This window comes from Dokdonella sp. (assembly GCF_049593775.1).
Taxonomy (GTDB): domain Bacteria; phylum Pseudomonadota; class Gammaproteobacteria; order Xanthomonadales; family Rhodanobacteraceae; genus Dokdonella.
The window spans coordinates 1-24,377 of record NZ_JBAWHJ010000023.1; the positions used below are offsets into that span (position 1 = coordinate 1).

Below are 24,377 nucleotides of genomic sequence, written 5' to 3' on the forward strand. Positions count from 1 at the left end.
GGCTTGATCGCAATGATGCCTACCCAGCCCATTCCGACGTAGAGCAACGCAGCGATAATACGGTTGCGAATATGGCGCAGCTCCAGAGCAATCCCGATGATCGCCAATGTCCAGACGATCGCGAAAAGGGCCCAGCCCCAACTGCCGCGCAGACTGATCAGTGCGAAAGGGGTGTAGGTGCCAGCGATCAACAGGTAAATCGCCGAATGATCGAGCAGCCGAAGAATGGGCTTGGCTCGCGGATTCGGAACCGCGTGGTAGAGCGTCGATGCGGTATAAAGCAGGACCAGCGTCGTCCCGTATACGCACACGCTGGCAATTCGCCATGCGCCGCCGTGCAGCGCGGAAAAAGCCGCGAGCACGGCAAGTCCTGCAATGCTGAGCACGATACCCAGCGCATGACTCAGGCTGGATGCCAGCTCCTCGGAAGTCGAATACTGTGGATGCATGGCGGCGTTGGGCATGGTCAATGACGCTTCAGTTGTCTGGCTACGTGATACGTGAGTTGCTCAGCGCTTGCTGATGTAGAAATTGCCGAACGCGATGCCCACACCCCAACCGCGCCCGGTTCCGGACAGGGCCAGGGATATGGCTCCCTTGGTGACCACGCGCGCACTGGCAGCCTTGTCGGCTCCGGCCTGTGCCTCGGCTGCGGCGTAGCCGCCGATAATGTCGTCCATCGCGTACACCTCGGTGAATTTTCCGAGTCCGTCGTCAATCGTGGACTTGCCGACGGTCAGCCCACCACCCCTGGCTGAAATTTTTACATCCATTCTCTGGCCGTTGTCGCAAGTAATCGTGCCGATGCCGGTTGCCTGCTGATAGAAAATCGACCAGCCCGACATCGAGAAATGCAATTCGCAGTCGATCGCTCCCGCTGCGTGCGCCGGCGATGCCGCCAATGCGAACAGGAGAATCAGGCACGCGCTGACGATGAAGTCGCTCGTCATTCTGGGCATGGGGTGATCCTCGTCCGGAAAGGTTCATTCTGCGTCGGCGGACGCTCAATCACAACGCGAGGCAAATCGACACACATTTCGACGCACGGGCGAATGCACGTGCCAATGATTCCCGGCGTAAACTCGAGACATCCATTCTGAGCGAGGACCTCGCCATGTCAGATCATGATGTCGTCATCCACTTGCGCCGCTGCGAAGGAAACGTGCCGGCCACGCGTGCCGGTCTGGCCCTGGCCGGGCGGCTGCGCGCGCACGTTCTTGGCCTGCACGTGGTTGCCATGTCGACGGCAGCATTTGTTTCGCCCGAAGCGGTAGCCGTCCAGGTCAACGAAACCAGTCATTTGCTTGAGGAAGCCCGCCAGCGTGCTCCCTGGTGGCAGCAGCAACTCGATCAGGCAGGACTGGAAGGCAGCTTCGAAGTCGTCCAGGGCGATCCCGTAGATGCACTCTGCCATGCTGCACGCTGGTCCGATCTGGTCGTGACCGAACGGCCAATATCGAATCCCGATGCGCCAACCGGCTGGGGTATTGCCTCGCGTACCGTTTTCGGAACATCGACGCCCGTAGTCGTCGTTCCAGAAGCTGCGCAGGTGGACAAGGTCGGTGAACACATCCTCGTGGCCTGGAACGCCAGCCGCGAAGCTGCGCTTGCCATTCACGGCGCCATGCCGCTGCTCAGACTGGCGGACAAGGTCACGGTGCTCGAGGGCGAGCCGACGCCGAGCCCGCTGGGACTGGACAACCTGCCCAAACTGGATTTGCGCGCCTGGTTGCAGCGACGCGGCATCAACGCCGAATTCCAGCCATTCAATCCGGGCAAGGATCACGGCCCGGCCGTGCTCGAAGCCGCCAACAAGGCCGATGCCGGCCTGATCGTACTAGGAGCCTGGGGCCAGTCACGCATTACAGAACTGGTACTGGGAGGCGTAACCCGATATCTGTTCCAGCAGAGCAACCTGCCGCTGCTGGTTGCACATTGAGGAGCCGGGATTTGAAATTCGGGATTCGGGATGACCAGCCTTTCCGCTGTTGAGAATCGGGATTCGGTTGGTCAACCAGGTCGCTGCATCGCCACGCAGCTGTAGCCGAGTCCCGAATCCCGAATCCCGCCGCTTCCAGCTACTTGGCCTTCATCAGCGCCAGCGTCATGTCGAGCATGCGGTTCGAGAAACCCCACTCGTTGTCGTACCAGGAAAGCACCTTGACCAGGGTGCCGCCCATGACGCGAGTCTGGGTGGCATCAAAGATCGATGACAGCGGATTGTGATTGAAGTCGACCGAGACCAGTGGCTGCGTATTGACACCCAGCACGCCCTTCAGCGCACCATCGGCAGCTGCCTGCACGGTCGCGTTGACCTCCTCGACACTGGTTTCGCGAGCCGCCACGAACGTGAGGTCGACCACCGACACGTTGATCGTCGGAACGCGCATGGCGAAGCCATCCAGCTTGCCGTTGAGTTCCGGCAACACCAGACCGACTGCCTTGGCCGCGCCGGTATTGGTCGGGATCTGCGAATGCGTCGCCGAACGCGCGCGCCGCAGATCGGAGTGGTAGACGTCGGTCAGCACCTGATCATTGGTATAGGCATGGATCGTCGTCATCAGGCCATGTACGAGGCCGATCCTGTCATTCAATACCTTGGCCAGCGGCGCCAGGCAGTTCGTCGTGCAGGATGCGTTTGAAATGACCTGGTGGCTCGCCTTGAGCTGATCATGGTTCACGCCGTAGACAAAAGTACCGTCGACATCCTTGCCTCCAGGAGCGGAAATGATGACCTTTTTCGCGCCACCGGCGATGTGCGCGCCAGCCTTTTCCTTGGTCGTGAAGAATCCTGTCGACTCAAGCACGACGTCGACACCGAGATCACCCCAGGGCAGCTTGGACGGATCGCGTTCGGCCAGCACCTTGATGCGATCACCATTGACGATCAGATCCCCACCGTCGACACCGACTTCGCCGGGAAAGCGGCCGTGTGCGGTGTCGTACTGGGTCAGGTGCGCATTGGTCGCGGCATCACCAAGATCATTGACTGCGACGATCTGGATCTCACCGTTGCGCTTTGCCTCATACAGCGCGCGCAGGACATTGCGACCGATACGACCATAGCCATTGATGGCGACCTTGACTGACATGAACACACTCCTCGAGACAGATGGATACGAAAGGGGCGCCTATTCTAACGGTCCCACCAACCAGGCGCACAGCGCCATTGATGTGGAACCAATCGAGGATGGAGAGCTGGGGGGTCCCAGTCCCGTTCGAGGCCAGAACAATCGAGTACCCGAACTGAATCGAAAACCTCCCTGCTACGGCGAAAATGTCGCAGATCCCTGCCAGCCATCCGCTGCTGGCAGCGAAGCTGCTAAATTCCGGTTCCATCCATTGCCTCGAGCACCTGGGCCATGAAACCGCAAGTTCGCAGCTTCCACCACCTTGCCACGGGCACCTGGACGCACATCGTTGTCGACCCGCAAACCCGACGTGCGGCTATCATCGATCCAGTCCTTGATTTCGACCTGCCTTCCGGAAAAGTCGCTACCGGCAGCGCCCGGCGCCTGCTCGAATACATCGCGACGACCGGACTCGAGATCGAATGGATCCTGGAAACCCATGCGCATGCCGACCACCTCACGGCTGCGGCCTGGCTCAAGCGCCAATTGAGTGCCAAGGGCACCACGCCCGCGATCGGAATCGGACACGGCATTCTGTCGGTGCAGGCCACATTCAAGAAAAAGCTCAATCTTGATGATCAGTTCGTGGCGGACGGACGCCAGTTCGACACCTTGTTCCACGATGCCGACACCTTGTGCATCGGCGATCTCGAAGCCCACGTCATCGCCACGCCAGGACACACGGCGGATGGCGTGACCTATGTCTTCGATGACGCGGCATTCGTCGGCGACACCCTGTTTGCCCCGCGTGGTGGCACTGCACGCTGCGACTTTCCGGGAGCCGACGCCGCGACCCTGTACCGCACGATCCAGCGCCTTTATTCCCTGCCCGACTCGACCCGTGTGTACCTCGCTCATGACTATCCACCCGAAGGCGAAGAGGCAATGTCGCAGACCACGATCGCCCAGCAAAAAGCTTCGAATATCCACCTGCGCGCAGACACCAGCGAAGCCGAGTTCGTGGCATTGCGGGAAAGGCGTGATGCCACCCTTCCCGTGCCCACGTTACTCTGGCCTTCGCTGCAAATGAACATACGTGGTGGGCACCTGCCGCCCCCTGAAACCGGCGATCGCGCCTACTTCAAACTGCCTGTCGACGCGGAGACTTTTTCTACATGACTGCCGACCATTTCGCTTGCAAGGGACTGAGCAAGAACCTTTCCCGGATCACACTGAAGCGGATGTCGGGAGCGCTGTTCGTGTCGCTGCTTTTCGTCACGATACCGGCACTTGCCTGGGGCCCGGACGGACACCGCATCGTCGCTTCCCTGGCTCAAGCACAACTCGATGATTCGTCCCGTGCTGAAGTCATGCGCCTGCTCGCTGCCAGCGGTGACAGCAGCCTCGCCGATGTTTCCAACTGGGCAGATGACGTGCGCGAAGATCCGACACAACAGGAGCTCTCGCGCCAGACTTCACGCATGCACTATGTCAATTTCGACGATGCAGGCTGCCAATTCGAGGCGGAATCGATTTGCGCCAACGGACAATGCGTGGTGGCTGCGATCGACCACTACGCCAATGCCCTCGGCGACAGGGAACTGTCAGACGCCGAGCGGGCCGAGGCCCTGCGCTTTCTTGTCCATTTTGTTGCTGACGTACACCAACCGCTGCACGCTGGATATCGCGCCGACAAGGGCGGCAATACGTTTCAGGTCCAGATTGATGGCGAAGGCAGCAATCTGCACAGAATCTGGGACTCGAAAATCATCAGCAGCCGTCACATCGACTGGCCACAATACACCGACCTGCTGAAACAGAATTCAGCGGTTGCCGCGAAGGGCAGTGCTCGCGAGTGGGCGGAGCAATCTTGCAGTATCACCCGGAGTGATTTCTATCCGGCGAACAGGACCATCAGCGCTTCCTACCTTGCAAATCAGCTCGACACGGTTGACCAGCAACTACAGCGTGCGGCAGCCCGCCTGGCATTGCTGTTGAACCAGTCGACCCGATAACCAGGTGTTCGGCGAAAGTGCAGCGTCTATGCGGGCGCATATGCGCCGAGACAGGTAACCCGACCGCTTCTCATCACCAATTGAGTCGGGAGTGGACGGCTTTCGCCCACCCCCGAATCGGTTGGTTACTGCTTTCTCACGTTGATTGAATCGAGCTGGGTCAGCTCGCCTGAAGCGGCGGTGGTGACTGACGGCTCACCCGTGGCTGAAAATGTGACTGGCACGATCACGACGCCCGGCGCGAGTTTTCCGTCCCTCCTTGCCGCATTGAAGGTCCAGGTCCTGACTGCGTCAATGGCGCTTGCGGCAAGACTATCGGCCACTTCAGCCGCCATTGATTCAGGCTGGACATGGTCAAGCACGACCTCGGCGGGTACGCCATCGGAGGTGACGCTCACCTTGAGATAGACCGTGCCTTGCACGACGACACCAGCTATATCCACGGGATAGGCTGGCGGACTCAATCTCGCGTAGCTGGCCGGGACTTCGGATGCCTGCGCGGCCCAGACGATGCAACTGGTTGCCAATGCCGAGGCCAGAAGTACACTCGAGCCCAGGGCCTTTCTCGACCGGCTTGGTAGCGGTTTCTTGAACATGGCGATTCTTTCCTTGATGGGATGGCTGGACTGCCAGTAGCAACCGATCGGCAGTCCGAAATCGATCAGTTGCGTCTTCAACATGGCGTCGGCGTACGACCGACGCGCATTCGGGAATATTCGGATGACTCGTGCGTCGCATGACAGCTCCTGGTCAAACCGGAAACAGCTCACTGCCAGATGCACAAGGGGGTTGAACCATTGCAGGCTGCGGATCAGTACGACGAGCGCATTGAACTGCGCGTCACCACGCTGAAGGTGGATGCGCTCGTGGGCAACAATCAGATCGCGCTCATTCGCGGTATAGCGTTGATCAAAACCGGCAGGCACGATGATGCGCGGTTGCACGACTCCCAACAGCATCGGCCCGATTTCGTCATGCCGCGCTTGCCAGCAACCATCATCGCGCATGCTCAGAGCGCCGAGACCACGCAGGAAGCGTCTCTGCAAGATCAATGTCGTTGCGAGCGACAGCAATACACCACTTGCCCAGACCAGCATCATCCATCCACCGACGTCCATGCCTGATGGCGTCTCCACGATGCCATCGACAACGGTGCTCAACAGGGGTTGACTGGCAGCTACCGGCGTCAGGATCGTCATCGCCTTCGGGCGTGGAATGACGCCTACCAGCAGTGAAATCGGCACGAGCAGCCAAAGCGCATAAGTGAGGTTTGCCCCGAATGCCCGCCTGACAAAATGGCGCAGGGACAGCACGACCAGGATTGCGATGGATGAAACCAGCACGAGTTTCGCAAGCAGCGCCAATGCATCAGTTGTCATTGTCGATATCCTCGATCAGGCTGCGAAGCTCGGCGATATCCTTTCTGCTCAGCTTTCGCTGCTCGGAAAAGTGGGCAACGAGGGGCGCGACTCGACCGTCAAACAACCTGTCGAGCAGATTCTTGCTGGTTGCATGAATATAGTCGGCGCGCTGCAGAAGGGGGCTATAGAGATAGCGACGGCCATCCTGCTCGGCGGCAATGGCTTTCTTGGTGAGAAGACGATTGAGCAAGGTTTTCACGGTTGCAACCTGCCAGTTCTGGCCGGCTGCCGTGGCCTGCACGATGTCCTCGGCGCTGAGCGGATGCGCACGCCAGAGTTCTTCCATGACGATGCTTTCGGCCTCACTGATCTGCATTGCGTTTACGCCCGTAATCGATGCCTTACGATTACACGCGTAATCATTCTTGTCAAGAGCAAGTTATCTATCTGCATACATGTCTTCAGCGATCAACGAAGGCGCGTTCGATCACGTAGTCGCCGGGCGTACCGATTCGCGGAGAAATCTGGAATCCTCGCGAATCGAGCAGGTCACTGATCGACTTGAGCATGGCCGGGCTGCCGCAAATCATTACCCGATCGTTCTCTGCATCCAGCGGTGGCAGACCGATGTCTGCGCACAGCCTGCCATTGGCGAGCAGTTCATCGATGCGGCCCTGATTGCGGAATGCTTCCCGGGTCACCGTCGGGTAGTAGACGAATTTTTCGCGCACGGCATCGCCGAAATATTCGTGGGCCGGCAAGCCCTTCTCGAAAAAGTCCTGATAGGCGAGATCATCGACATGACGCACGCCGTGGGCGAGTACGATCCTGTCGAAGCGTTCCCAGGTTTCGGGGTCGCCGAGAATGCCAAGGAAAGGTGCAAGTCCGGTGCCGGTCGACAGCAGAAACAGATTCCTTCCGGCCTTGAGGTCGTTCAGCAGCAGGGTGCCGGTCGGCTTGCTGCCAATCAGGATTTCATCACCGACCTTCAAGTGCTGCAGCCGGGACGTGAGCGGACCGTCCGGCACCTTGATGCTGAAGAATTCGAGATGCTCTTCGTAGTTGGCACTGGCGATACTGTATGCGCGCAGCAGGGGGCGGCCATCGACCAGCAAGCCAATCATGATGAATTGACCGTTCTCGAAACGCAGGCCTGCATCACGCGTCGTCGTGAAACTGAATAGATACTCGTTCCAGTGACGAACACTGAGCACACGTTCGGTATTGAAGGCTGCCACACATTCACCCATGAGTTTGCTACAGCGAAAACCAATGCGCTGATCGACGGAGACAATGATCGCGCACACGCCTGTGCCCGGACTTGACTGGAGTCAAGCGGCCCGGATGCGATTCCGATTCAGCGATGCGAACCCTGATCTACACTGACCACCCGAGCGCCGATAGCCGAAGCCGCTCAGCGCACCAGATGTACAGCGGACCCGCTCAGCCCAGCGCCTTGACCCTTTCGACCGTTTCTTCTGCGGTAATGCCGAAGTGCTGATAAAGGGCATCTGCAGGCGCCGATGCGCCAAAGGTGTCGATCCCGACCACATCGCCGTCCAGGCCGACGTACTTGCGCCAGAAATCGGTGACACCTGCTTCCACGGCAACGCGTCGACGACACCAGGATGGCAACACGCCTTCCCGATACTCGAGGGGCTGGGTGTCGAACACGTTGGTGCAAGGCATCGATACAACGCGCACGCCGATACCCTGGTCGGCAAGAATGCGCATGGCTTGCATGGCAATTTCGACCTCGGATCCCGTGGCGACAAGGATCGCGTCGAACTTTGCAGCAGGCGGATCGGAAAGCACGTAGCCGCCACGTGCGATATCGGCAAGCTGTTTCTTGTCGCGCGGCTGATGCACCAGCGTCTGTCGCGAGAATACGAGGCAAGATGGGCCGTTCACGCGCTCGATCGCGCGCTTCCATGACACTGCCGACTCCACTGCGTCACAGGGTCGCCAGACATGGTTGTTCGGAATGTAGCGCAAGCTGGCCAGATGCTCGACCGGCTGGTGTGTCGGGCCATCCTCGCCGAGTCCGATCGAATCGTGCGTATAGACATGGATCGCACGGGTCGGGATCAGCGCACTCATCCTCAATGCATTGCGTGCGTAGTCGGAAAATACGAGGAAGGTTGCGTCGTAGGGGATGAAACCACCGTGAAGGGCCAGGCCGTTGGCAATCGCACTCATGCCAAACTCGCGCACGCCATAGTGGATGTAGTTGGCCGAAGCGTCGTCACCGATTACGTTCCTGGATCCCTTCCAGATAGTCAGGTTGGAACCTGCAAGATCTGCCGAACCGCCAATCAATTCCGGCAGCAGGGGGCCGATGGCATCGAGCGCCATCTGCGAGGCCTTGCGTGATGCGACCGCGGGCCCTTCGATCTGCAATCTTTCGATCCAGGTATCGACGGATTCGCTGAATCCGGCGGGAAGCTCTGCGTTCTGGCGACGTTCGAATTCTGCAGCAAGCTCCGCATGCGAGGCCTTGTAGCCGGCAAACAGTTCGTTCCACTGCGCTTCGCGCGTGGCGCCATGATCGCGTGCGTTCCATTCCGCATAGATGTCTTCCGGCACGACGAACGGCGCATGCTCCCAGCCCAATTGGGCTCGCGCAGCGGCAACTTCGTCCTTGCCCAACGGTGCACCATGCGAGGATTCCTTGCCCTGCTTGTTGGGTGCGCCAAAGCCGATCACGGTCTTCGCACAAATCAGAGTGGGCTTCGTGGCACTTCTAAGCGCTGAGCCAATCGCGTTGCTGATGGCGTCGGGGTCATGGCCATCGACGCCGCGTATCACGTTCCAGCCGTACGACTCGAAACGCGCAGGGGTATCGTCGGTAAACCAGCCTTCGACTTCGCCGTCGATCGAGATGCCGTTGTCGTCCCAGACGGCTACCAGCTTGCCAAGTCCCAGCGTGCCGGCGAGTGACGCGACTTCGTGGGAAATGCCTTCCATCAGGCAGCCATCGCCAAGAAACACGAAGGTGTTGTGGTCGACAATATCGAAACCCTTGCGATTGAATCGCGCAGCAAGGACTTTCTCCGCCAGCGCCATGCCGACTGCATTGGCGAGACCCTGACCCAGCGGGCCGGTGGTCGTTTCCACTCCAGGAGTTTCACTGGCTTCCGGATGACCCGCGGTCTTCGAATGCAACTGGCGAAAGTTTTTCAATTCTGACAGCGGCAGGTCGTAGCCGGTCAGATGCAGCAAGGCATAGATCAACATCGATCCGTGGCCATTCGACAACACGAAGCGATCTCGATTGGCCCATTTTGGATTCGCGGGATTGTGCTTGAGGAAATCATTCCACAGCACTTCGGCAATATCGGCCATGCCCATCGGCATGCCGGGATGACCGGATTTGGCGGATTCAACTGCGTCCATGGCCAGCGCGCGGATGGCGTTGGCGAGATTCTTGCGACTCGACATTATTCGGCCTCGACTGAATGACGCGGCCGGACCGACAGGTGACCGCAAAGGGTGCGCATTGTCGCCGATCAGCAGCGAATTGTCTTTTCGGCCGGGTGACGGGTGAGGCGGCCAACTGTTCAATGGGGCATGCCCGACGGCCAACGAATTCGCTCAAGGCTGGTCTGGTGCGGTCCGGGACCAGACAGGCACATGGCCCTTAACGCATTGATCCTATTATTGAAAATCTCGCAACTAATTTAGTGTACCTACGGGTATTGTATTTACCGAACTGAACCCCAGTTAACGAGTCTGGAGAGTGGGCGGAACGCAATCTGGCCTTCCGCATCCAACTCCGGGCGCCCCATTCCGCATTGCGGGAGCGGGCTCTTCCCCACTCTGAGAACACTGGAAACATCCCATGAAAAACACATTGCTCGTAGTAGCCATCGCCACGGCAGGATTGTTCGCCGTTACGACCCTGAGTCATGCCGCAGAGGACAAGGGCGGCTTCTTCGTAAACGGAAGCGTCGGCCAGGCCACTTTGAACAAGGGGATCTATGACGACAGCGACACCGGCTACCAGATCAATGCCGGCTATCGCTGGGCCCTGGCACCCGCCTTCGCGTTCGGCATCGAGGGCGGCTACACAGATCTTGGCAAGTTCTCACCCAAGGCCGACTTGGTCACCGTCACTTCGATCGGGGGTGTTGGCCAGCCCCCGGGGGTGCCCGTAGACTATCCTCTTGGCAACGCCGAACTCAGTGGCTGGACGCTTGGCGTCAACGCGCACTGGAACCTGAGCGATTCCTGGTATGTCAGTGGCCGCACCGGACTGTTCAGCGCCGACGCCAAGGGTTATGCCCTGGATGCCAGCCCTCCTTTCCGGGTCGATGGCAGCAGCAACGACTGGTACGCAGGCGCAGGTTTCGGCTATGACTTCAGCAACAACTTCAGCGTTGGCCTGAACTACGACTACTACAAGGCCGGCAAGAACGACCTGAATCTCGATACGGGACTCGTCTCGGTGAGCGGAGAAATACGCTTCTAGAAACAGTCATGCCTGATCGATGTTGAAGGACGGGAACGTCCACTCTGGCTCGCCTGGCGAATCGTGAATCCGGCACAGCGCAACTTTCGTGATCGCGCAACAGAGTCGAAACACGATCATGGCAATCTGTCTCGACAAGGACCACAGGGCAGGGATGCCACTCCAGGCCGACCCGGAAACGGGTCGGCGCTTTCAAGAACGCGCCGCTCTCGCAACCACATGCGCAGAAATGACTCTGCTGGCCATATCCGCCACCGAAACATGTTGATCAGGGCATGACCGCGCAGGTGCTTGCCGTCGGGAACCTCGTCATTCGCCCTGCTGACTGGAACCCTCTTACGAAGTGACCGTCGTTGTTCGCGGCGCGGATGATCCGGTCGGCCGCGCTCGCTCAAAAGCCCCAGCGTGCGAGCTCCTTGCGCTCCCACGCCGTTTCGGCGAATGACTCAGCGAGGTCAGCCACGCTGGCAACCAGTTCCCGTGCCTCGGTATCCTGCCCGTCTTGTGCGAGCAGACGCGCATGATTCAGTGCATAGGCGACCATCAGCGGATGATGATCACCCCAGGCCTTGCGTATGGCACCCAGGGCCAGCTCACTTTCGGCCACCGCCATCTTGATGTCGCCAGACGCCAACACGATGCGCGCGGACAGCGAATGCTGTCGCGCCAGATAGGCATCGCCCAGCGAGGCCTCGGAGGCAAGCACCTCTTCCATCAATGCGTTTGCCTCTGCGGACTTCTTCATGTCCAGCAGACGATGAATTTCCTGCAACTTGACCTTGATCACATTGCGGTTGCTCTCGTCGTAATGCTTGCGATAGATCGACAATGCCGAAGCATCGAGCTCGCCAGCCTCTTCGAGGCGGTCCGACTTGATCAACAGGCGGGCAAGGTTGTACTCGGCATGCGCAATCATCAAGCTGCCAGCATCCTGTCCTTTCCGGCGCAGCTCGAGCGACTGCCTGAAAAGCGGCTCTGCGGCAGCATAGTCGCCGCGATCCTCCAGCGCTGAGGCGAGGTTGTTCAGTGGAATGGCAAACGACGCGGAATCATCGTTGCCTAGCCGGGTACGGATGGCTATCGATGCACGGTACTCGTCTGCAGCTTCCTTGAATCGACCCATGTCATGCAGGAGGTAGGCGTACTCGTTGTGAGCCCCCGCTACATATTCGCTTTCTTCGCCATGAATCTCCCTGGCCAACGCGAGATTCTTGCTGAGAACATCGTAGGCCCGCTCGCGCTTTCCCGAGTCGCGCAATGCCTTGCCAAGATCACTCTGGGTTGTTTCGAAATCGGGATCGAGCTCCCCGCCCAGCCGGCGCTTGAGTTCAAGCGCGCGCTCGAAGTAGGCGATCGACTTGTCCATGTCCTCGCCACTCAGGTATTCGTTGCGAGCCAGGTTGTGCAGGTTGGCGGCCACTTGCCTGGATTCTTTGCCAGTCAGGCGTTCGCGAATGGCCAAAGAGCGCAACAGCAACGCCTCTGCTTCATCGAGCCGATCCTGGTTCTGACGCACGATCGCCAGACTGTTCAGCGCGTCGGCAACCGGCAGGGAGTCGGGCTCGGCGAACTGTTCGCGCAAGCGCAATGCTTCCAGTGCGGCACCCTCGGCCTTGCTCACTGGATAATCGTTGTTGCTGTAGACGACGGCCAGCGAGCTGAGGGCATTCGCTGCGGACATTGGTTGGTCGACCCGTGGATCCAGATAGAGTGCGGACGCTTGCTCGAGCAACTCGGCGGCACGAATGGATTCGCCGATGTAGCGATATGCCGTGCCCAGCACTTCCATCATTCTCGCCTTGACCTTGGGTGCGTCGGCAAGTTCGGCATCGATACGCTCTGCACCCTGGTCAAGAACTTCTCGGGCACTGATGGTGCGATCCTGCTTTGACCTGGGATTGGAAACATCAAAAACCGAAACCAGGAATTCACTGACCTGTTCGGCCGTCCTTGCCTGGGTGATCGCCTCGCTCTCCGCCTTGAGTGCACGGTTGCGTTCAATGGCAAGTTGCCAGGTGAATGCAACAGCCAGCGCGAGGACGACACCGAACGCGGCGAACACAGGCCAGCGACGGCGCAGCAGTCGACTCAATCGATATCCCGGTGTTGCTCGGCGAGCCGTGACTGTCCGCAACTCGAGATACCGCTGGAGGTCTTGGGCCAGGGATTCGGCCGAATCGTAGCGCTTCGCCGGATCGGCTGCGGTCGCACGTTGCACGATGGCATCGAGATCACCGCGCAGGCGCGAACGCCACGGCATGGCCTCGGCGAGATCGCTGGGACGCACAGCGGCCTGGCCGAGCAAGGTGATTGTGTGATCTTCCGCGTTTACGCGAGCGCGGCGGCCGGCCAGCAGTTCAAACAGGATCAATCCCAGCGAGAACACATCGCTTGCCGTGGTTACGCCTTCACCGCGCAATTGTTCGGGACTCGCATACAGGGGCGTGACCCACGCGCTGGCTGACATCTCTTCGCGACGGCCGGGCTGCTGATCCAGGGCTCGCGCGATGCCGAAGTCGAGCAGCACGGGCATGCCATCAGCGCGCACCAGCACATTGGAAGGCTTCAAGTCACAGTGAACGACCAGTCGCTGATGCGCGAAATGGACTGCTTCACAAACTTGCTGGAACAGCTTCAGGCGTGCGCGCAGGTCCAAGTCCTGCCCGGCACAGAAGCGTTCGATCGGAACACCTTCGATATGTTCCATGACCAGATATGGCTGGCCACCGGGCGTGGCACCGCCATCGAGCAGGCGCGCAATGTTTGGATGCTGCAACTTGGCCAGAATCTGCCGCTCGCGGGCAAAATGGACGAAGGTCTCGGAATCGGGAATACCGCGAATAAGCTTGATGGCAACCCGCTGGTCGAAATGCCCGTCGCTGCGTTCAGCGAGATACACCGCGCCCATACCACCGGTGCCGATTTCCTCGAGCAGGCGCCAGGAGCCCAGGCTGTCGCCAGCCCTCAGTTCGGCCGAGCCGGTTTCAGTTGCATCAGTATGCCTTGCTCGCCCATCTGCCCAAGCCGATGTCGGGGCATCGGCAAGCAGCAGGGAATCAACTTCGGCGATTTGCACCGGGTCGGCACCCAGCTCGAGCATGCGCGAGTGACGCAACGATTCCGGAAGCTCTCGCGCGGCCTCGAGCAAGCGGCGGATCGTGGCGCTGTGCGCGCTGTCACTCATTGCATCGACACCCTCTTCATTGAATCATCGAAAGTATCTGGAACACCCCTGGCACCCTGGGAAATGGCCGCCCGGTTGTCAGCCGGCTGTGCCGCCATGCAGGATTGTCAGACACCCGGAGCGCCATGCCCGGCCATTCCACCTCAGCCGGTCTTCGGCGGGTTGTCCGGATCTTCGGCACCATTGGAGACTACGACTGCCGCGGCAAGATCTCCGGTTACATTGAGCGTGGTCCGACACATGTCGAGGAAGCGATCGACACCGAGAATCAGGCCAATGCCTTCGGGAGGCACGCCAACCATGCCGCAGATCAGTGCGATCACGGGCAATGACCCAGCCGGCACGCCTGCCGTGCCGATGCCGCCGAGGATGCACACCAGCATGACCACGACCTGCTGGGTCAGGCTCAGATCGATATTGAAGAACTGGGCGAGGAACAGGACGGTGACGCCTTCAAACAGTGCTGTGCCGTTCTGGTTGGCGGTGGCACCAATGGTCAACACGAAGCGCGAGATGCGCTTGGGCAGCTTGAGCTCCTCCTCGGCAACCATCAGCGCAGTCGGCAAAGTGGCGTTGCTTGACGCGGTCGAGAACGCCATCACGATCGCTTCCTGCGAACCTCGGAAGAACTTCAGCGGCGACATCCCGCCAAGCCAGCGCACGCTGACCGAGTAGACGATGAAGAAATGGATGGCCATGGCCAGCAGGGCAACGCCGACGTAACCCGCCAGTTTCTGCAACAACTCCCATCCGAACACCGCAGAGAGGTTGAATACCAGACACGCGACCGCGTACGGCGCGAAGCGGATGACCAGGTGGATCAGGGTCATCGAAATCTCGAAGACACCCTCGATGACTTCCTTGGTCTTCATTGCCATGGGCGACCGGGTCAGGACGATGCCAATGCCGAAGAACAAAGCGAAGAACATGACCGCCAGGATGTCGTTGTCGGCCGCTGCGCGGATGATGTTGGTCGGCACGATATTGAGGATCATGTCGATACCGCTGCCTTGCATGGCACTGCTGGCAACTATCGTCTGCGCTTTTTCGCTGGCATCACTAAGCAGCTGCTGAGCGACTGCCGGGTCCACACCAGCTCCAGGCTTGAAGAGATTGACCAGGGTAATGCCGATGACTACGGCGATGGACGAGACGACAACCGTGTAGGCCAGCGTCTTCCAACCCACCCGACCTAGCGAACGAATGTCGCCCATTTCGGCGATACCCACGACCAGCGCCGAGAACAGCAGAGGAATCACGAGCATGAACAGCAAGCGCAGGAACACGCTGCCGATGGGCTGGGTGATCCAGGTGGTCAGCCACTGCACCCATTCGGCATTCCCGCCGTTCAACCAGTGAACAAACAATCCGCTGCCCAGACCGACAACGAATCCGATCAGCATCTTGGTATGCAGGGCCATCGACCTGGAGCCGCTCATGCCTGAATGCTCCGGATACATGCGCGAGAATTACCGGACATCAGGCCGATCAAGTCGAAATTCTCGCTGCGCACTGGCATACCCCTGCTTCGCACTATGGATGCGTAGTGTGCCGCATGGTGCCTTGTGGCGAAACCACAGGGCCAGGCGAGGCGAACTGGAACTAGTCTGGATACAGTGGCGGCAGTGCCGCCGTCTCCTCACTTGCAGCCGTGTTGCCCTTCCAGCTGAACCCGCCGCGGAACGCCGTCACCAGTCGCGTACTCAATCCGTCCGTAGCTGCCCCGGCGTAGCGGGCGCGTTGCAATTCCTCCAGCACGGTGGATTGACAATCATCGTCGAGGGACGCCTTCAGCTCGCCGATATTGCGCACTGCGGCTCTCTCCGTGCGTGCCCACGAAACCAGCGCGCGCTCGGCACCGACCAGATCACCCATCGCGCTGGCACGCAGGAATGCACTACGCCCGGGGGCGCTCGCTGCAGCCGGGGATTTCACCATCCCGCCTGCCCGAGGCTGCCGCGCACGCCACCACATGGCGAGCGTGATCAGCCAGAAGGCACCCAGCACGAGGGCCAGGATGCGCCAGAAACGAACGTCCGGGCCACCATTTGCGGAGGGATAGATGATCGGCGCGTCGGTACCACGCTTCACATCGGCGCCATCCTCTGTCGAAACAGAAGGTGCTGACGGCAGGATGCCCGTTGCACTGCCCGCCACTACATTGATTTCCCTTGCCGGGAGCACCGATTTCTCAAGCTTGTCCAACGCCGTGTTCCACCACTGGATTTCGACCTCGGGCAAGATCAGCTTGCCGGGTCGGGTCGGAACGATGGCGAACTTGCGTGTGCGCTCGCCATACAACCAAGTTCCGTCGTCACGGGTACGCGTGTCAGGCTTGTCAGGGTAGATCTCGGCTCCTGGCGGCGCCTTGAGTTCAAGTTCGGGCAACTGCTCGAAGCCCAATCCTTGCGCGCGCAGCTTGATCGTTCGTGTAAGCGGGTCACCGACCTTGACCTCATCAGGCAGCTCGGTCTCATCGCTGATACTCAGCGATGCGGCGGGTATCCAGGGCGCACTTCCCCAACTGGCCGGCTTCGGGCGAACATTGAGATCGATGGATTTCGAGCTTGCGTTGACAGTTCGACCGCGTCTGAAGAAACCGGTCGGATCCGAGTTGTCTACGGCATTGCCGCGGAAGCGCAACATGGGCAAATTCAGGCTTCCGCTCTGCTCTGGCGTCACCGCATAGTTGCGCTCAAGCACCTGGTAGCGTCGCTCGCCGAGCGTGGCTACATACTGCTTGTCGCGTCCCAGCTTCTGCACGACCGCGCCGCTCGCGGCGGGCTCGTCGAGCGTCCCCTCGCTGAGGTTCACCGCAAAGTACAATTTTACTGTATAGCGCACCTGCTGCTGGACATAGGGTGACAGCGGGTCAGCCGCTACCTCGACGAAGACGTTGTCGCCCGGCGCGGCCGTGCCACCGGCAGCCCCGGGCAATACTGTGAGCGTCAGCGGCTCCGTGCTGGCCGAGCCGAATGTAAAAGCAGGGATCGTTATTGCGCCCGCCTGCTTGGGCTCGAGGCCGATCGCCCATAACGTTTTGGCGGATGTCGAACCATTGACCATGCTGATCTGTCGACTGGATTGGGTACCCAATGACGTGAACTTGTCCAGCAATGCGCTGAAGTCCGGCTCACCGGCCATGCCATCCTCTACCTCGACATTGAGAGTCACGGTTTCACCAAGCTGCATGCTGTCGCGATCAAGCCAAGCGCGCGCCCCCCCTGCAGCCGACACAGCCATTGGCAGCAAGGCAAATAGCAAGAGTAGAGCTTCAAGACCGCGTTTCATCACCTACCACCTCCATCGCGCTGGCGACGTTCATGTTCGAGCTGGAACTTGCGCCGCAGCAGCCCGCCCGGATCGTCGGGCACTCGTTGCAACCATTGATTGAGCGCCTGTTCCTGTTCTCGCGCCGCTTCCTGTTCAGGACTCATCACCGGGACTGGCTTCTGATCGTCCTGCTGTTCGGCATCGATGGCCTCATCGATCGCTTCGGTCAATTGTTGCTTTTGTTGGTCCTGCCTGACCTTGTCCTCAGCCGCTTCGGATGCGGATTTTTGTTGCTCCGGATTGGCATCCTGATTCTCCGGACTGGACTTGCTCTCGCCGGACTGCTCGGAGTCCTGGGCATCCTGACCGTCCTTCTCCTCGGCGTCCTGCCCCTCCCCGTCCTGCTGTCCATCCTGCTGTCCATCCTGCTGTCCGTCCTGCTCTCCGTCCTGTTGCCCGGAATCCTGTTGTTCGGAATCCTGACCCTCGCCATCCTGCTGCTGACCGGAGGATTGCTGCTCGCCCTTGTCCTGCTTGTCCTTGTCACCTTGCTGATCGGACGAATCTTGCTGATTCTTCTGTTGTTCGGACTGCTGGCGATCGAGCCATTCCTCTACTGCCTGTTTGTTGGCTTGCGCATCCTCGCTTTGCGGATCGATCTCCAAGGCCTGCTCGAAGGCTGCGATGGCTTCATCGTATTTGGCTTCCCGGGCCAGGGCATTGCCACGATTGTAGTGAGCATCGGCGCTGGCGACCTCGGCAAACGCTTCGCTCGCCGTTGCATAGTCTTCAGCTCGATATGCCGCGCTACCGCGCCAGCCTGGATCTTTCGCCAATTCCTGGGCAGCCGTGGCGTCGCCCTTGGCCAATGCCGTGGCGGCGCGCTGGTCCGGGCGCTGCCAGAGATCGGCCCATTCGAATGCTTCGGCATGGCGCGCAGGGGTGATCAGGATCAAGGCGAAGACCATCATCCAGCCGCGTCGGAATGCCAGCAATGCCAACGGCAGCAGGAACACCACGAACCAGGGACCGCGATCGAGGAAGTGTTCGCTGAGAGCGCGCTCTCCTTCCACTTTCCTTGCGCCGGCACTGTCACGTTTCAAATCAAGCAGGGAATCGAGATCAGCGCCATCCGTGGTCAGGGTTGCGTAGCGGCCTCCGCCCGCTTCGGCAAGTGCGCGCAATCCTGCTTCGTCGAGTCTGGGCAGCACGATGTTCCCGGCTGCGTCCTGGAGAAATCCGCCTTGGGGCAAAGGTACCGGCGCACCAGCGTTGCTGCCGATACCGAGTACCGAGATGGTCAATCCCTTGGCGTGGGCCGCCCTGGCTGCCGCGAGTGCACGCTCGCTGCTGCTGTCGGCAAGCAGGACCAACTCGCCCTGGTCGAGCCCGGCCTGTTCGACCAGACGTTGGGCTTCCTCGATGGCGCGTTCGGTCGCGTTGCCGACAACCGGCATGACGCCTGGATCCAGCGCATCAACCAGATTGCGTACGGTGTTTGCATCATCCGTCAACGGGGCCGCGACGAAGGCGTCACCGGAGTAGCCGATCAATGCAGTCTGTTGGTCGCGACTCAGCTTGAGGATGTCATTGAGCTTGAAGCGTGCGCGCTCGAGTCGGGTTGGCTTGATGTCGGCAGCCAGCATGGTTGGCGCCAATTCTATTGCGAGTACGCGGGCTGCCTCGTTGCGCAAGAGGGGCATGGATTCGCGCTCCCAGGCGGGGCCCGCCATGGTCACGCAGGCCAGCATCCAGATGGCGGCAGCCAGCCACAAGCCTCCCCGACTTGAACGCTCGAGCGAGGTCTCGACCAGATGTCGCAGAAGATGTGCGTCAACCACACGGCTCCAATTGCCGGCCTCGCTGCGCACATGTCGCCAGGTGAACCAGGCCAACGGCAAGACGGTCAGGGCGAGCAACCACCAAGGTCGCAGGAAGTGGAATTCGGTGAAAGCGCTCATCGAAATACCTGCCCGGCAAGGCGTCGCGAGCGCAGCCACGGAAGCGCACACGCTGCGAGAGCCAACAACATGGCTAGTGCGAGTGGCTGGTAGTAGATTTCGTCAACCGGACGCAAGGTTTCTTCCTTGTCGGCGACCGGCTCAAGCTCGTCGATTTCGCGATAGATGCCGGCGAGCTCAGCCGTGTCGCGTGCGCGGAAGAATTTTCCGCCGGTCCTTTCCGCCATGTCGGTCAGCATGGCGACATCGAGGTCTGCAGAAGGATTGACCGTGCGGCTGCCAAACAGGCTGTTCACACTGACCGACTCGGCACCGATGCCCACCGTGTAGATGCGAACCTTGTTGGCCACCGCGAGCTCGATGGCCTTCTTCGGGTCCAGTTCGCCGGCATTGTTGACGCCGTCGGTCAGCAAGACCAGTACGCGCTGGTCTTGCGGTCGTTCGAGCAGTCGCTTCACCGAAAGCCCGACAGCGTCGCCAATGGCCGTTTCACGTCCGGCCAGCCCGATCGTTGAATCGTCGAGCTGCTTTGCAACGGTTTTAAGATCGAATGTCAGTGGCGTAAGCAGGTAGGCGCGCGAACCAAACAGGATCAGGCCAACACGATCACCGACTCGCCGCTCGACAAAATCTGACGCGATCATCTGCACGGTCGAAAAGCGGTCAGCGGCGTAGTTGCCGATCTGCATGTCCTCGATGCTCATGCTTCCGGACGTATCAACGGCCAGCAACAGGTCCCGCCCGCTGCGCGGGACGTCCTCGGGTTCACCCAGCCATTGCGGTCTGGCCGCGGCGAGTACCAGCAACGCCCAGGCAAGCAATGCGAGTATCCGGCGCATATTCGAAATGGGTGAGGACTCTCCCGCTTGTGGCAAGGCGAGGCCGGCGTGGGGCAATCTCAGCGCTGCACTGCCCGCATCCCGGGCCCTGGGAAGAAGCCATGCCGCAAGAAACGGTAACGGCAGCGCGATCAGCAACCATGGCCATGCCAGCTCAAACATGGATGTCGTCCCGCTCCAGCACGCCATGCAACCATCGACGCGTCAGGTCGAGCAAGGCATCTGCATCAAGAGTCGTCACGCGTTGGAAGGGGCCTTCCAGAATGACTCGACCTGCGCCCTTGGAGAATTCCTCGCCGCCCAGCGTCGAATCCAGGAATCCTAGCCAGGCCTCGCCTCGCAAGGTGGGGGCTGCCGGATCCAGCAGACGGCTGACACGTCGCAAGAGTTGCGAAATCTCGACCGAAAGGCGCGATGCATCAGGTACGGAGGCGTGCTCGATCGCAATTCTGTCAAGTTCCAGGTAAACCCGTCGCTGCCAGCGTCGGTGCGCCATGCGACGGCGCAGCCATAGGGCTGCCATCGCCAGCAAGATCAGGAAAAGCAGGGCAAGCAACCACCACCCCGGTGCGGGTGGCCACCATGAAGGATCTGCCGGCAGGTGGATATCGCGCAGTTCGGGTCCGGTCTCATTCATGCCGACGAATCCCGCGGACCTTGCGCACGTTCGGTGAACGGAAGAATGGCCCGACGCACGTCGGAATCCGTCGTCAGTTCAATCACGCGCGCTCCCAGGCGAATGAACTCGTTTCGAACGCTCTCTCGGATTGCAGCAAAAGGCTGCGCCCAGGTGGAACGAAGGGTCCGGTTGTTGAAGTCCAGGGTTCGCCTCGTACCGGCCAGGCTCAGCATATAGCGCCCCGGCGGTGGCGGCTCGTGTTCAAGCGCATCGGAAACAAGGATGCAGCCAAGCTCATGGCGCCCGGCACAACGGGCGAGCGCAGGCCAGGATTCGGCATCGGCGCAGAATCCATCGCTGACAAGGATCAGACGCGTGCCTGGGCGCAACAAGCGCCGAGCGCGCTCAAGAGCGCTACCCAATGACTCCTTTTCGGATGTCGCGGCATGATCCCAGTCGCGCAAGGCGCGCAATACCTGGAGTACGCCGCGGCGGCCACTTGCTGGCTTTACTTCGCTGTTGATGCCTCCACCGAATCCGATCACGCCCACGCGGTCGCCCGACGCGGTCGCCATCCAGGCCAGCAGACTTGCAGCGCGCGCTGCCTGCACGCTCTTGAATCGCACCCGTGTGCCGAAACGCATGCCAGGATTGAAGTCCATCATCAGCAACAAGCCATGCTCGCGCTCTTCCTCGAACAGCTTGGTATGTGGGTTGCCGCTACGTGCGGTCACACGCCAATCCATGTGGCGGATGTCGTCGCCCGCCTGGTAGATGCGAGATTCACGAAAATCAACACCCCGCCCTCTCCAGCGCGATGTGTGCAAACCGGTGCGGGCGGCGCTGCTGCGCCTGACTTCGGCAAGACTGGTTCCGCGCGCCTGTGCTGATAGCGCGAGCAGTTCCTCTAGCGTCACCTTGACGCCGGCATCCAGATTGTCGGTGCTCTTGTCCATTCCAGCCTGAGAGTCAAGAATCCAAGTTCGCCTGGTTGGCTGCAGGTTGGCAGCCTGGCGGCCATTGTTTGCAGTGCCGGTCCAGGGGTGCGTTCGCCTAAGGCAATGGCACCCGTTCCAGTAGCAGGTTGATGGCGTGATCGCTGCTGATTCCTTCGGCTTCAGCCTCGTAGGTAAGCAGGACTCTGTGGCGCAACACATCCGCCGCCATCGCATGAACGTCTTCTGGCGATACGTAGTCGCGTCCGGCCAACCAGGCATGGGCGCGGGCACAGCGATCGAGTGCGATGGTCCCGCGCGGACTGGCACCGAAGGCGATCCAGCGTTCGAGCTCGGCTCCGTATGATTTTGGGGACCGCGTTGCGAGCACGAGCTGGACGATATAGTTCTCCAACGCCGGGGCCAGGTGCATGTCCAGAACTTCGGATCGTGCGGCGAATACCTGAGACTGGCTCAGGACTCGAGCGGGAGTCTTGCTGGTTGACAAGCCTTCGCGTGCCCGCCCTCTCGCCAACTCGAGGATCTCTGCTTCTGCTGCCGCATCCGGATAGCCAATGCGAACATGCAACAGGAACCGATCGAGCTGCGCCTCGGGCAGTGGATAGGTTCCTTCCTGCTCGATGGGATTCTGGGTTGCCATTACGAGGAACAACGGCGGCAGCGGAAACGTATTGCTTCCAACTGTAATCTGTCGCTCACCCATGGCCTCAAGCAGGGCCGACTGCACCTTTGCGGGAGCCCGGTTGACTTCGTCGGCGAGAATCACGTTATGAAACAGCGGTCCGCGCTGGAACTCGAATTGTCCGGTCTGTGGACGGTAGATCTCGGTGCCGGTAAGGTCCGCTGGCAACAGATCGGGGGTGAACTGGACGCGATGAAAGTCCGCTTCGATGCGTTGGGCCAGTTCCTTGATCGCGGTGGTCTTTGCCAAGCCTGGCGCCCCTTCCACGAGAAGATGGCCATCAGCGAGCAGAGCGATCAACAGGCGATCAACGAGGGCTTTCTGGCCGATAATGCAACGCGCAAGTTCGTCGCCAAGCTGGACGAACGCGGTGCGGGCCGAGATTGATTCGGGCATATCCATGACTTCAGGGATTGGGAGTAAAAGGAATTGCGCGTTGTTTCAGCGCGCTGCCTGTGACCACATCAATTCGAAAAAGTTGCCTCGCCCGGTCATTCCGGATCGGGGCTTCGAATGGAGGCACAGACTCTCGTATTTTACCGCATGGGGCGCGACCTCGACCCGGCATGACCCGATTCGTCACAATTTGCCGACAACCGTTGATTTCTGCGGGCAGAGAATTGCGCTTGTCGACGCATCGGAGCGGGGCAGAATTGGCAGATCTGTCAGGCTGATCCCGGCAAGCGGCTAACCGCATGCAAGGACCTCCTGCAGCGAAATGGGCTTGCCTACCAGCCAACCTTGGGCGTAGTCACAACCCATCTCCCGCAGCGCGTCCAGTTGATCCTGGGTTTCAACGCCCTCCGCAATCATTTCGCAATTCAGGGCCTTGGTCATGGCAACGATGGCACGCACCAGCCCGGTCCCGCGCGGCCCATCGAGAGCCCTGGTGAAGCTCTGGTCTAGCTTGATACGGTCAAATTCGAGTGTCAGTACGGGACCAAGATTGGAGTAGCCGGTGCCGAAATCATCGAGCGCCACCTGCATTCCTGCAGCGTGGCAGCGTGCAATCAGTGCAGCAATCTGCGACTGATTGAAAACAAGGCTTTCAGTGATCTCGACCTCGAGGCGTCCTGGCGGCAAACCGCGCTCTTCCAGGTGGGCCAACATGCGATCTATCAGCTGCGGATCATCTATTTGCCTCGCAGAAATGTTGAGCGCAATAAAGGGGAGTGATTCACGGCCCAGACCGCGCAGCTCGACCAGCATGTCGCAGACGCGGGCCAGGACATAGTCACCTATGGGCAGAATCAGGGAAGTCTCTTCGGCCAGTCGAATGAACTCGTTTGGTGAAACCTGTCCTCGCTGGGGATGCTGCCAACGGATCAGCGCTTCGAAACCGGCGATCCTGCCCGAGGCAATATGCTGGATCGGCTGCAAAAGGACCTCGAGCTGGTCGCTCTGCAAGGCTGTGCGCAGCTCACTTTCCAGACGGATTTTGTCGAGAGCGCCGGAATCGTCATGCGCAGACGGCATGCCTTCCTCCTGCGCATCACCGGTCAGACGGGCCAGTGCGGACCGGTAGCGCGTCAGCTGACTCATGAGCAGGGCGCGCACCACGGGATCCGCCGAGGCCAGGCGTTCGGCAAACTGACTGCGATCTATTGGAGTCAGCTCACAGTTGGTAATTGCCTGGGCAGTCGCTGAGCGTGGCGCCGAGTCGATCACGGCCATCTCGCCGAGCAAGGCTCCTGGGCCAAGTTCTCCTAGCTCGCGAACTTTCCCGTGCTGGATGGTACTGACTGCGACCCGACCCGATTCGATCAGGAATGCTGTCGTGGGTTCGTCGTCTTCGGCAAAAATGATCTCACCGGCCGAATACTTCCGGCGCGTTGCAGATGTTTCCATTTCCTGGAACCCCTGGTCGCTTCTTCAGCATTGTCGCAGACCTTCGACATGTTTGCGGCACTTCGCAGTCGTCGCCGTGAATCGCCAGGAACGAGAA

General features: G+C 60.1%; 20 protein-coding genes. 4 read left to right on the forward strand and 16 right to left on the reverse strand.

Annotated elements, in window-relative coordinates; all coding sequences use genetic code 11:
* Positions 1 to 464 (reverse strand): PAQR family membrane homeostasis protein TrhA (trhA, locus tag WBP53_RS00665; RefSeq protein ID WP_423924905.1); only part of this gene is annotated, 464 nt, incomplete at its 3' end.
* A gap of 45 nt (positions 465 to 509) precedes the next feature.
* Positions 510 to 959 carry a hypothetical protein gene (locus WBP53_RS00670; RefSeq protein ID WP_423924907.1) on the reverse strand — a complete coding sequence of 150 codons (450 nt, stop codon included), beginning with the start codon at positions 957 to 959 and terminating at the stop codon, positions 510 to 512.
* A 155-nt stretch (positions 960 to 1,114) separates the two neighbouring features.
* On the opposite strand from WBP53_RS00670, the gene WBP53_RS00675 reads away from it, so the two are divergent.
* Positions 1,115 to 1,939 carry a universal stress protein gene (locus WBP53_RS00675; protein WP_423924908.1) on the forward strand — a complete coding sequence of 275 codons (825 nt, stop codon included), beginning with the start codon at positions 1,115 to 1,117 and terminating at the stop codon, positions 1,937 to 1,939.
* A gap of 139 nt (positions 1,940 to 2,078) precedes the next feature.
* On the opposite strand, the gene gap is transcribed toward WBP53_RS00675, so the two are convergent.
* The gene (gap, locus tag WBP53_RS00680) at positions 2,079 to 3,092 is read right to left on the reverse strand and encodes a type I glyceraldehyde-3-phosphate dehydrogenase (RefSeq protein WP_423924910.1); all 1,014 of its coding nucleotides are present in this window, start codon (positions 3,090 to 3,092) and stop codon (positions 2,079 to 2,081) included.
* A gap of 270 nt (positions 3,093 to 3,362) precedes the next feature.
* Between gap and WBP53_RS00685 the strand changes: the two genes are divergently transcribed.
* Together WBP53_RS00685 and WBP53_RS00690 are read left to right on the forward strand one after the other, a co-directional pair.
* The gene (locus WBP53_RS00685) at positions 3,363 to 4,250 is read left to right on the forward strand and encodes an MBL fold metallo-hydrolase (RefSeq protein ID WP_423924912.1); all 888 of its coding nucleotides are present in this window, start codon (positions 3,363 to 3,365) and stop codon (positions 4,248 to 4,250) included.
* Positions 4,247 to 5,086 carry a S1/P1 nuclease gene (locus WBP53_RS00690; RefSeq protein ID WP_423924914.1) on the forward strand — a complete coding sequence of 280 codons (840 nt, stop codon included), beginning with the start codon at positions 4,247 to 4,249 and terminating at the stop codon, positions 5,084 to 5,086. Before WBP53_RS00685 ends, WBP53_RS00690 begins: the two co-directional genes overlap by 4 nt.
* A 125-nt stretch (positions 5,087 to 5,211) precedes the next feature.
* Here the strand turns inward: WBP53_RS00690 and WBP53_RS00695 are convergent, their stop codons facing one another.
* The 4 genes from WBP53_RS00695 to tkt form a co-directional block, all read right to left on the reverse strand.
* Positions 5,212 to 6,465, reverse strand: coding sequence for a M56 family metallopeptidase (locus tag WBP53_RS00695; protein ID WP_423924916.1), 1,254 nt, complete (start codon positions 6,463 to 6,465; stop codon positions 5,212 to 5,214).
* Positions 6,455 to 6,823, reverse strand: coding sequence for a BlaI/MecI/CopY family transcriptional regulator (locus WBP53_RS00700; protein WP_423924918.1), 369 nt, complete (start codon positions 6,821 to 6,823; stop codon positions 6,455 to 6,457). The genes WBP53_RS00695 and WBP53_RS00700 overlap by 11 nt, the downstream gene beginning before the upstream one ends.
* Before the next feature lie 85 nt (positions 6,824 to 6,908).
* A complete protein-coding gene (locus WBP53_RS00705) occupies positions 6,909 to 7,685 on the reverse strand; it encodes a ferredoxin--NADP reductase (RefSeq protein WP_423924942.1) in 777 nt (258 codons plus the stop codon).
* A 205-nt stretch (positions 7,686 to 7,890) separates the two neighbouring features.
* Positions 7,891 to 9,888, reverse strand: coding sequence for a transketolase (gene tkt / locus WBP53_RS00710; RefSeq protein ID WP_423924920.1), 1,998 nt, complete (start codon positions 9,886 to 9,888; stop codon positions 7,891 to 7,893).
* Between the two features lie 400 nt (positions 9,889 to 10,288).
* Between tkt and WBP53_RS00715 the strand changes: the two genes are divergently transcribed.
* Positions 10,289 to 10,918, forward strand: a complete 630-nt coding sequence (locus tag WBP53_RS00715) for an outer membrane beta-barrel protein (protein WP_423924922.1) — start codon at positions 10,289 to 10,291, stop codon at positions 10,916 to 10,918.
* 391 nt (positions 10,919 to 11,309) lie between these two features.
* Here the strand turns inward: WBP53_RS00715 and WBP53_RS00720 are convergent, their stop codons facing one another.
* The 9 genes from WBP53_RS00720 to WBP53_RS00760 form a co-directional block, all read right to left on the reverse strand.
* Positions 11,310 to 14,102, reverse strand: a complete 2,793-nt coding sequence (locus tag WBP53_RS00720; protein ID WP_423924924.1) for a protein kinase domain-containing protein — start codon at positions 14,100 to 14,102, stop codon at positions 11,310 to 11,312.
* A gap of 143 nt (positions 14,103 to 14,245) precedes the next feature.
* A complete protein-coding gene (locus WBP53_RS00725; RefSeq protein ID WP_423924926.1) occupies positions 14,246 to 15,541 on the reverse strand; it encodes a dicarboxylate/amino acid:cation symporter in 1,296 nt (431 codons plus the stop codon).
* 163 nt (positions 15,542 to 15,704) lie between these two features.
* Positions 15,705 to 17,393 (reverse strand): BatD family protein, encoded by a 1,689-nt coding sequence (locus WBP53_RS00730; protein ID WP_423924928.1) that lies wholly within the window; start codon positions 17,391 to 17,393, stop codon positions 15,705 to 15,707.
* Positions 17,393 to 19,336 carry a tetratricopeptide repeat protein gene (locus tag WBP53_RS00735; protein WP_423924930.1) on the reverse strand — a complete coding sequence of 648 codons (1,944 nt, stop codon included), beginning with the start codon at positions 19,334 to 19,336 and terminating at the stop codon, positions 17,393 to 17,395. Before WBP53_RS00735 ends, WBP53_RS00730 begins: the two co-directional genes overlap by 1 nt.
* Positions 19,333 to 20,337 (reverse strand): VWA domain-containing protein, encoded by a 1,005-nt coding sequence (locus tag WBP53_RS00740; protein WP_423924932.1) that lies wholly within the window; start codon positions 20,335 to 20,337, stop codon positions 19,333 to 19,335. Before WBP53_RS00740 ends, WBP53_RS00735 begins: the two co-directional genes overlap by 4 nt.
* Complete coding sequence (locus WBP53_RS00745) at positions 20,330 to 20,812, reverse strand: DUF4381 domain-containing protein (RefSeq protein WP_423924934.1); 483 nt, start codon at positions 20,810 to 20,812, stop codon at positions 20,330 to 20,332. The genes WBP53_RS00740 and WBP53_RS00745 overlap by 8 nt, the downstream gene beginning before the upstream one ends.
* Complete coding sequence (locus WBP53_RS00750; protein ID WP_423924936.1) at positions 20,809 to 21,750, reverse strand: DUF58 domain-containing protein; 942 nt, start codon at positions 21,748 to 21,750, stop codon at positions 20,809 to 20,811. The genes WBP53_RS00745 and WBP53_RS00750 overlap by 4 nt, the downstream gene beginning before the upstream one ends.
* A 97-nt stretch (positions 21,751 to 21,847) precedes the next feature.
* A complete protein-coding gene (locus tag WBP53_RS00755) occupies positions 21,848 to 22,834 on the reverse strand; it encodes an AAA family ATPase (RefSeq protein WP_423924938.1) in 987 nt (328 codons plus the stop codon).
* A gap of 285 nt (positions 22,835 to 23,119) precedes the next feature.
* Positions 23,120 to 24,280: an EAL domain-containing protein gene (locus tag WBP53_RS00760; RefSeq protein WP_423924940.1), complete on the reverse strand. Its 1,161-nt coding sequence runs from the start codon at positions 24,278 to 24,280 to the stop codon at positions 23,120 to 23,122.
* Between the last annotated feature and the right edge of the window lie 97 nt (positions 24,281 to 24,377).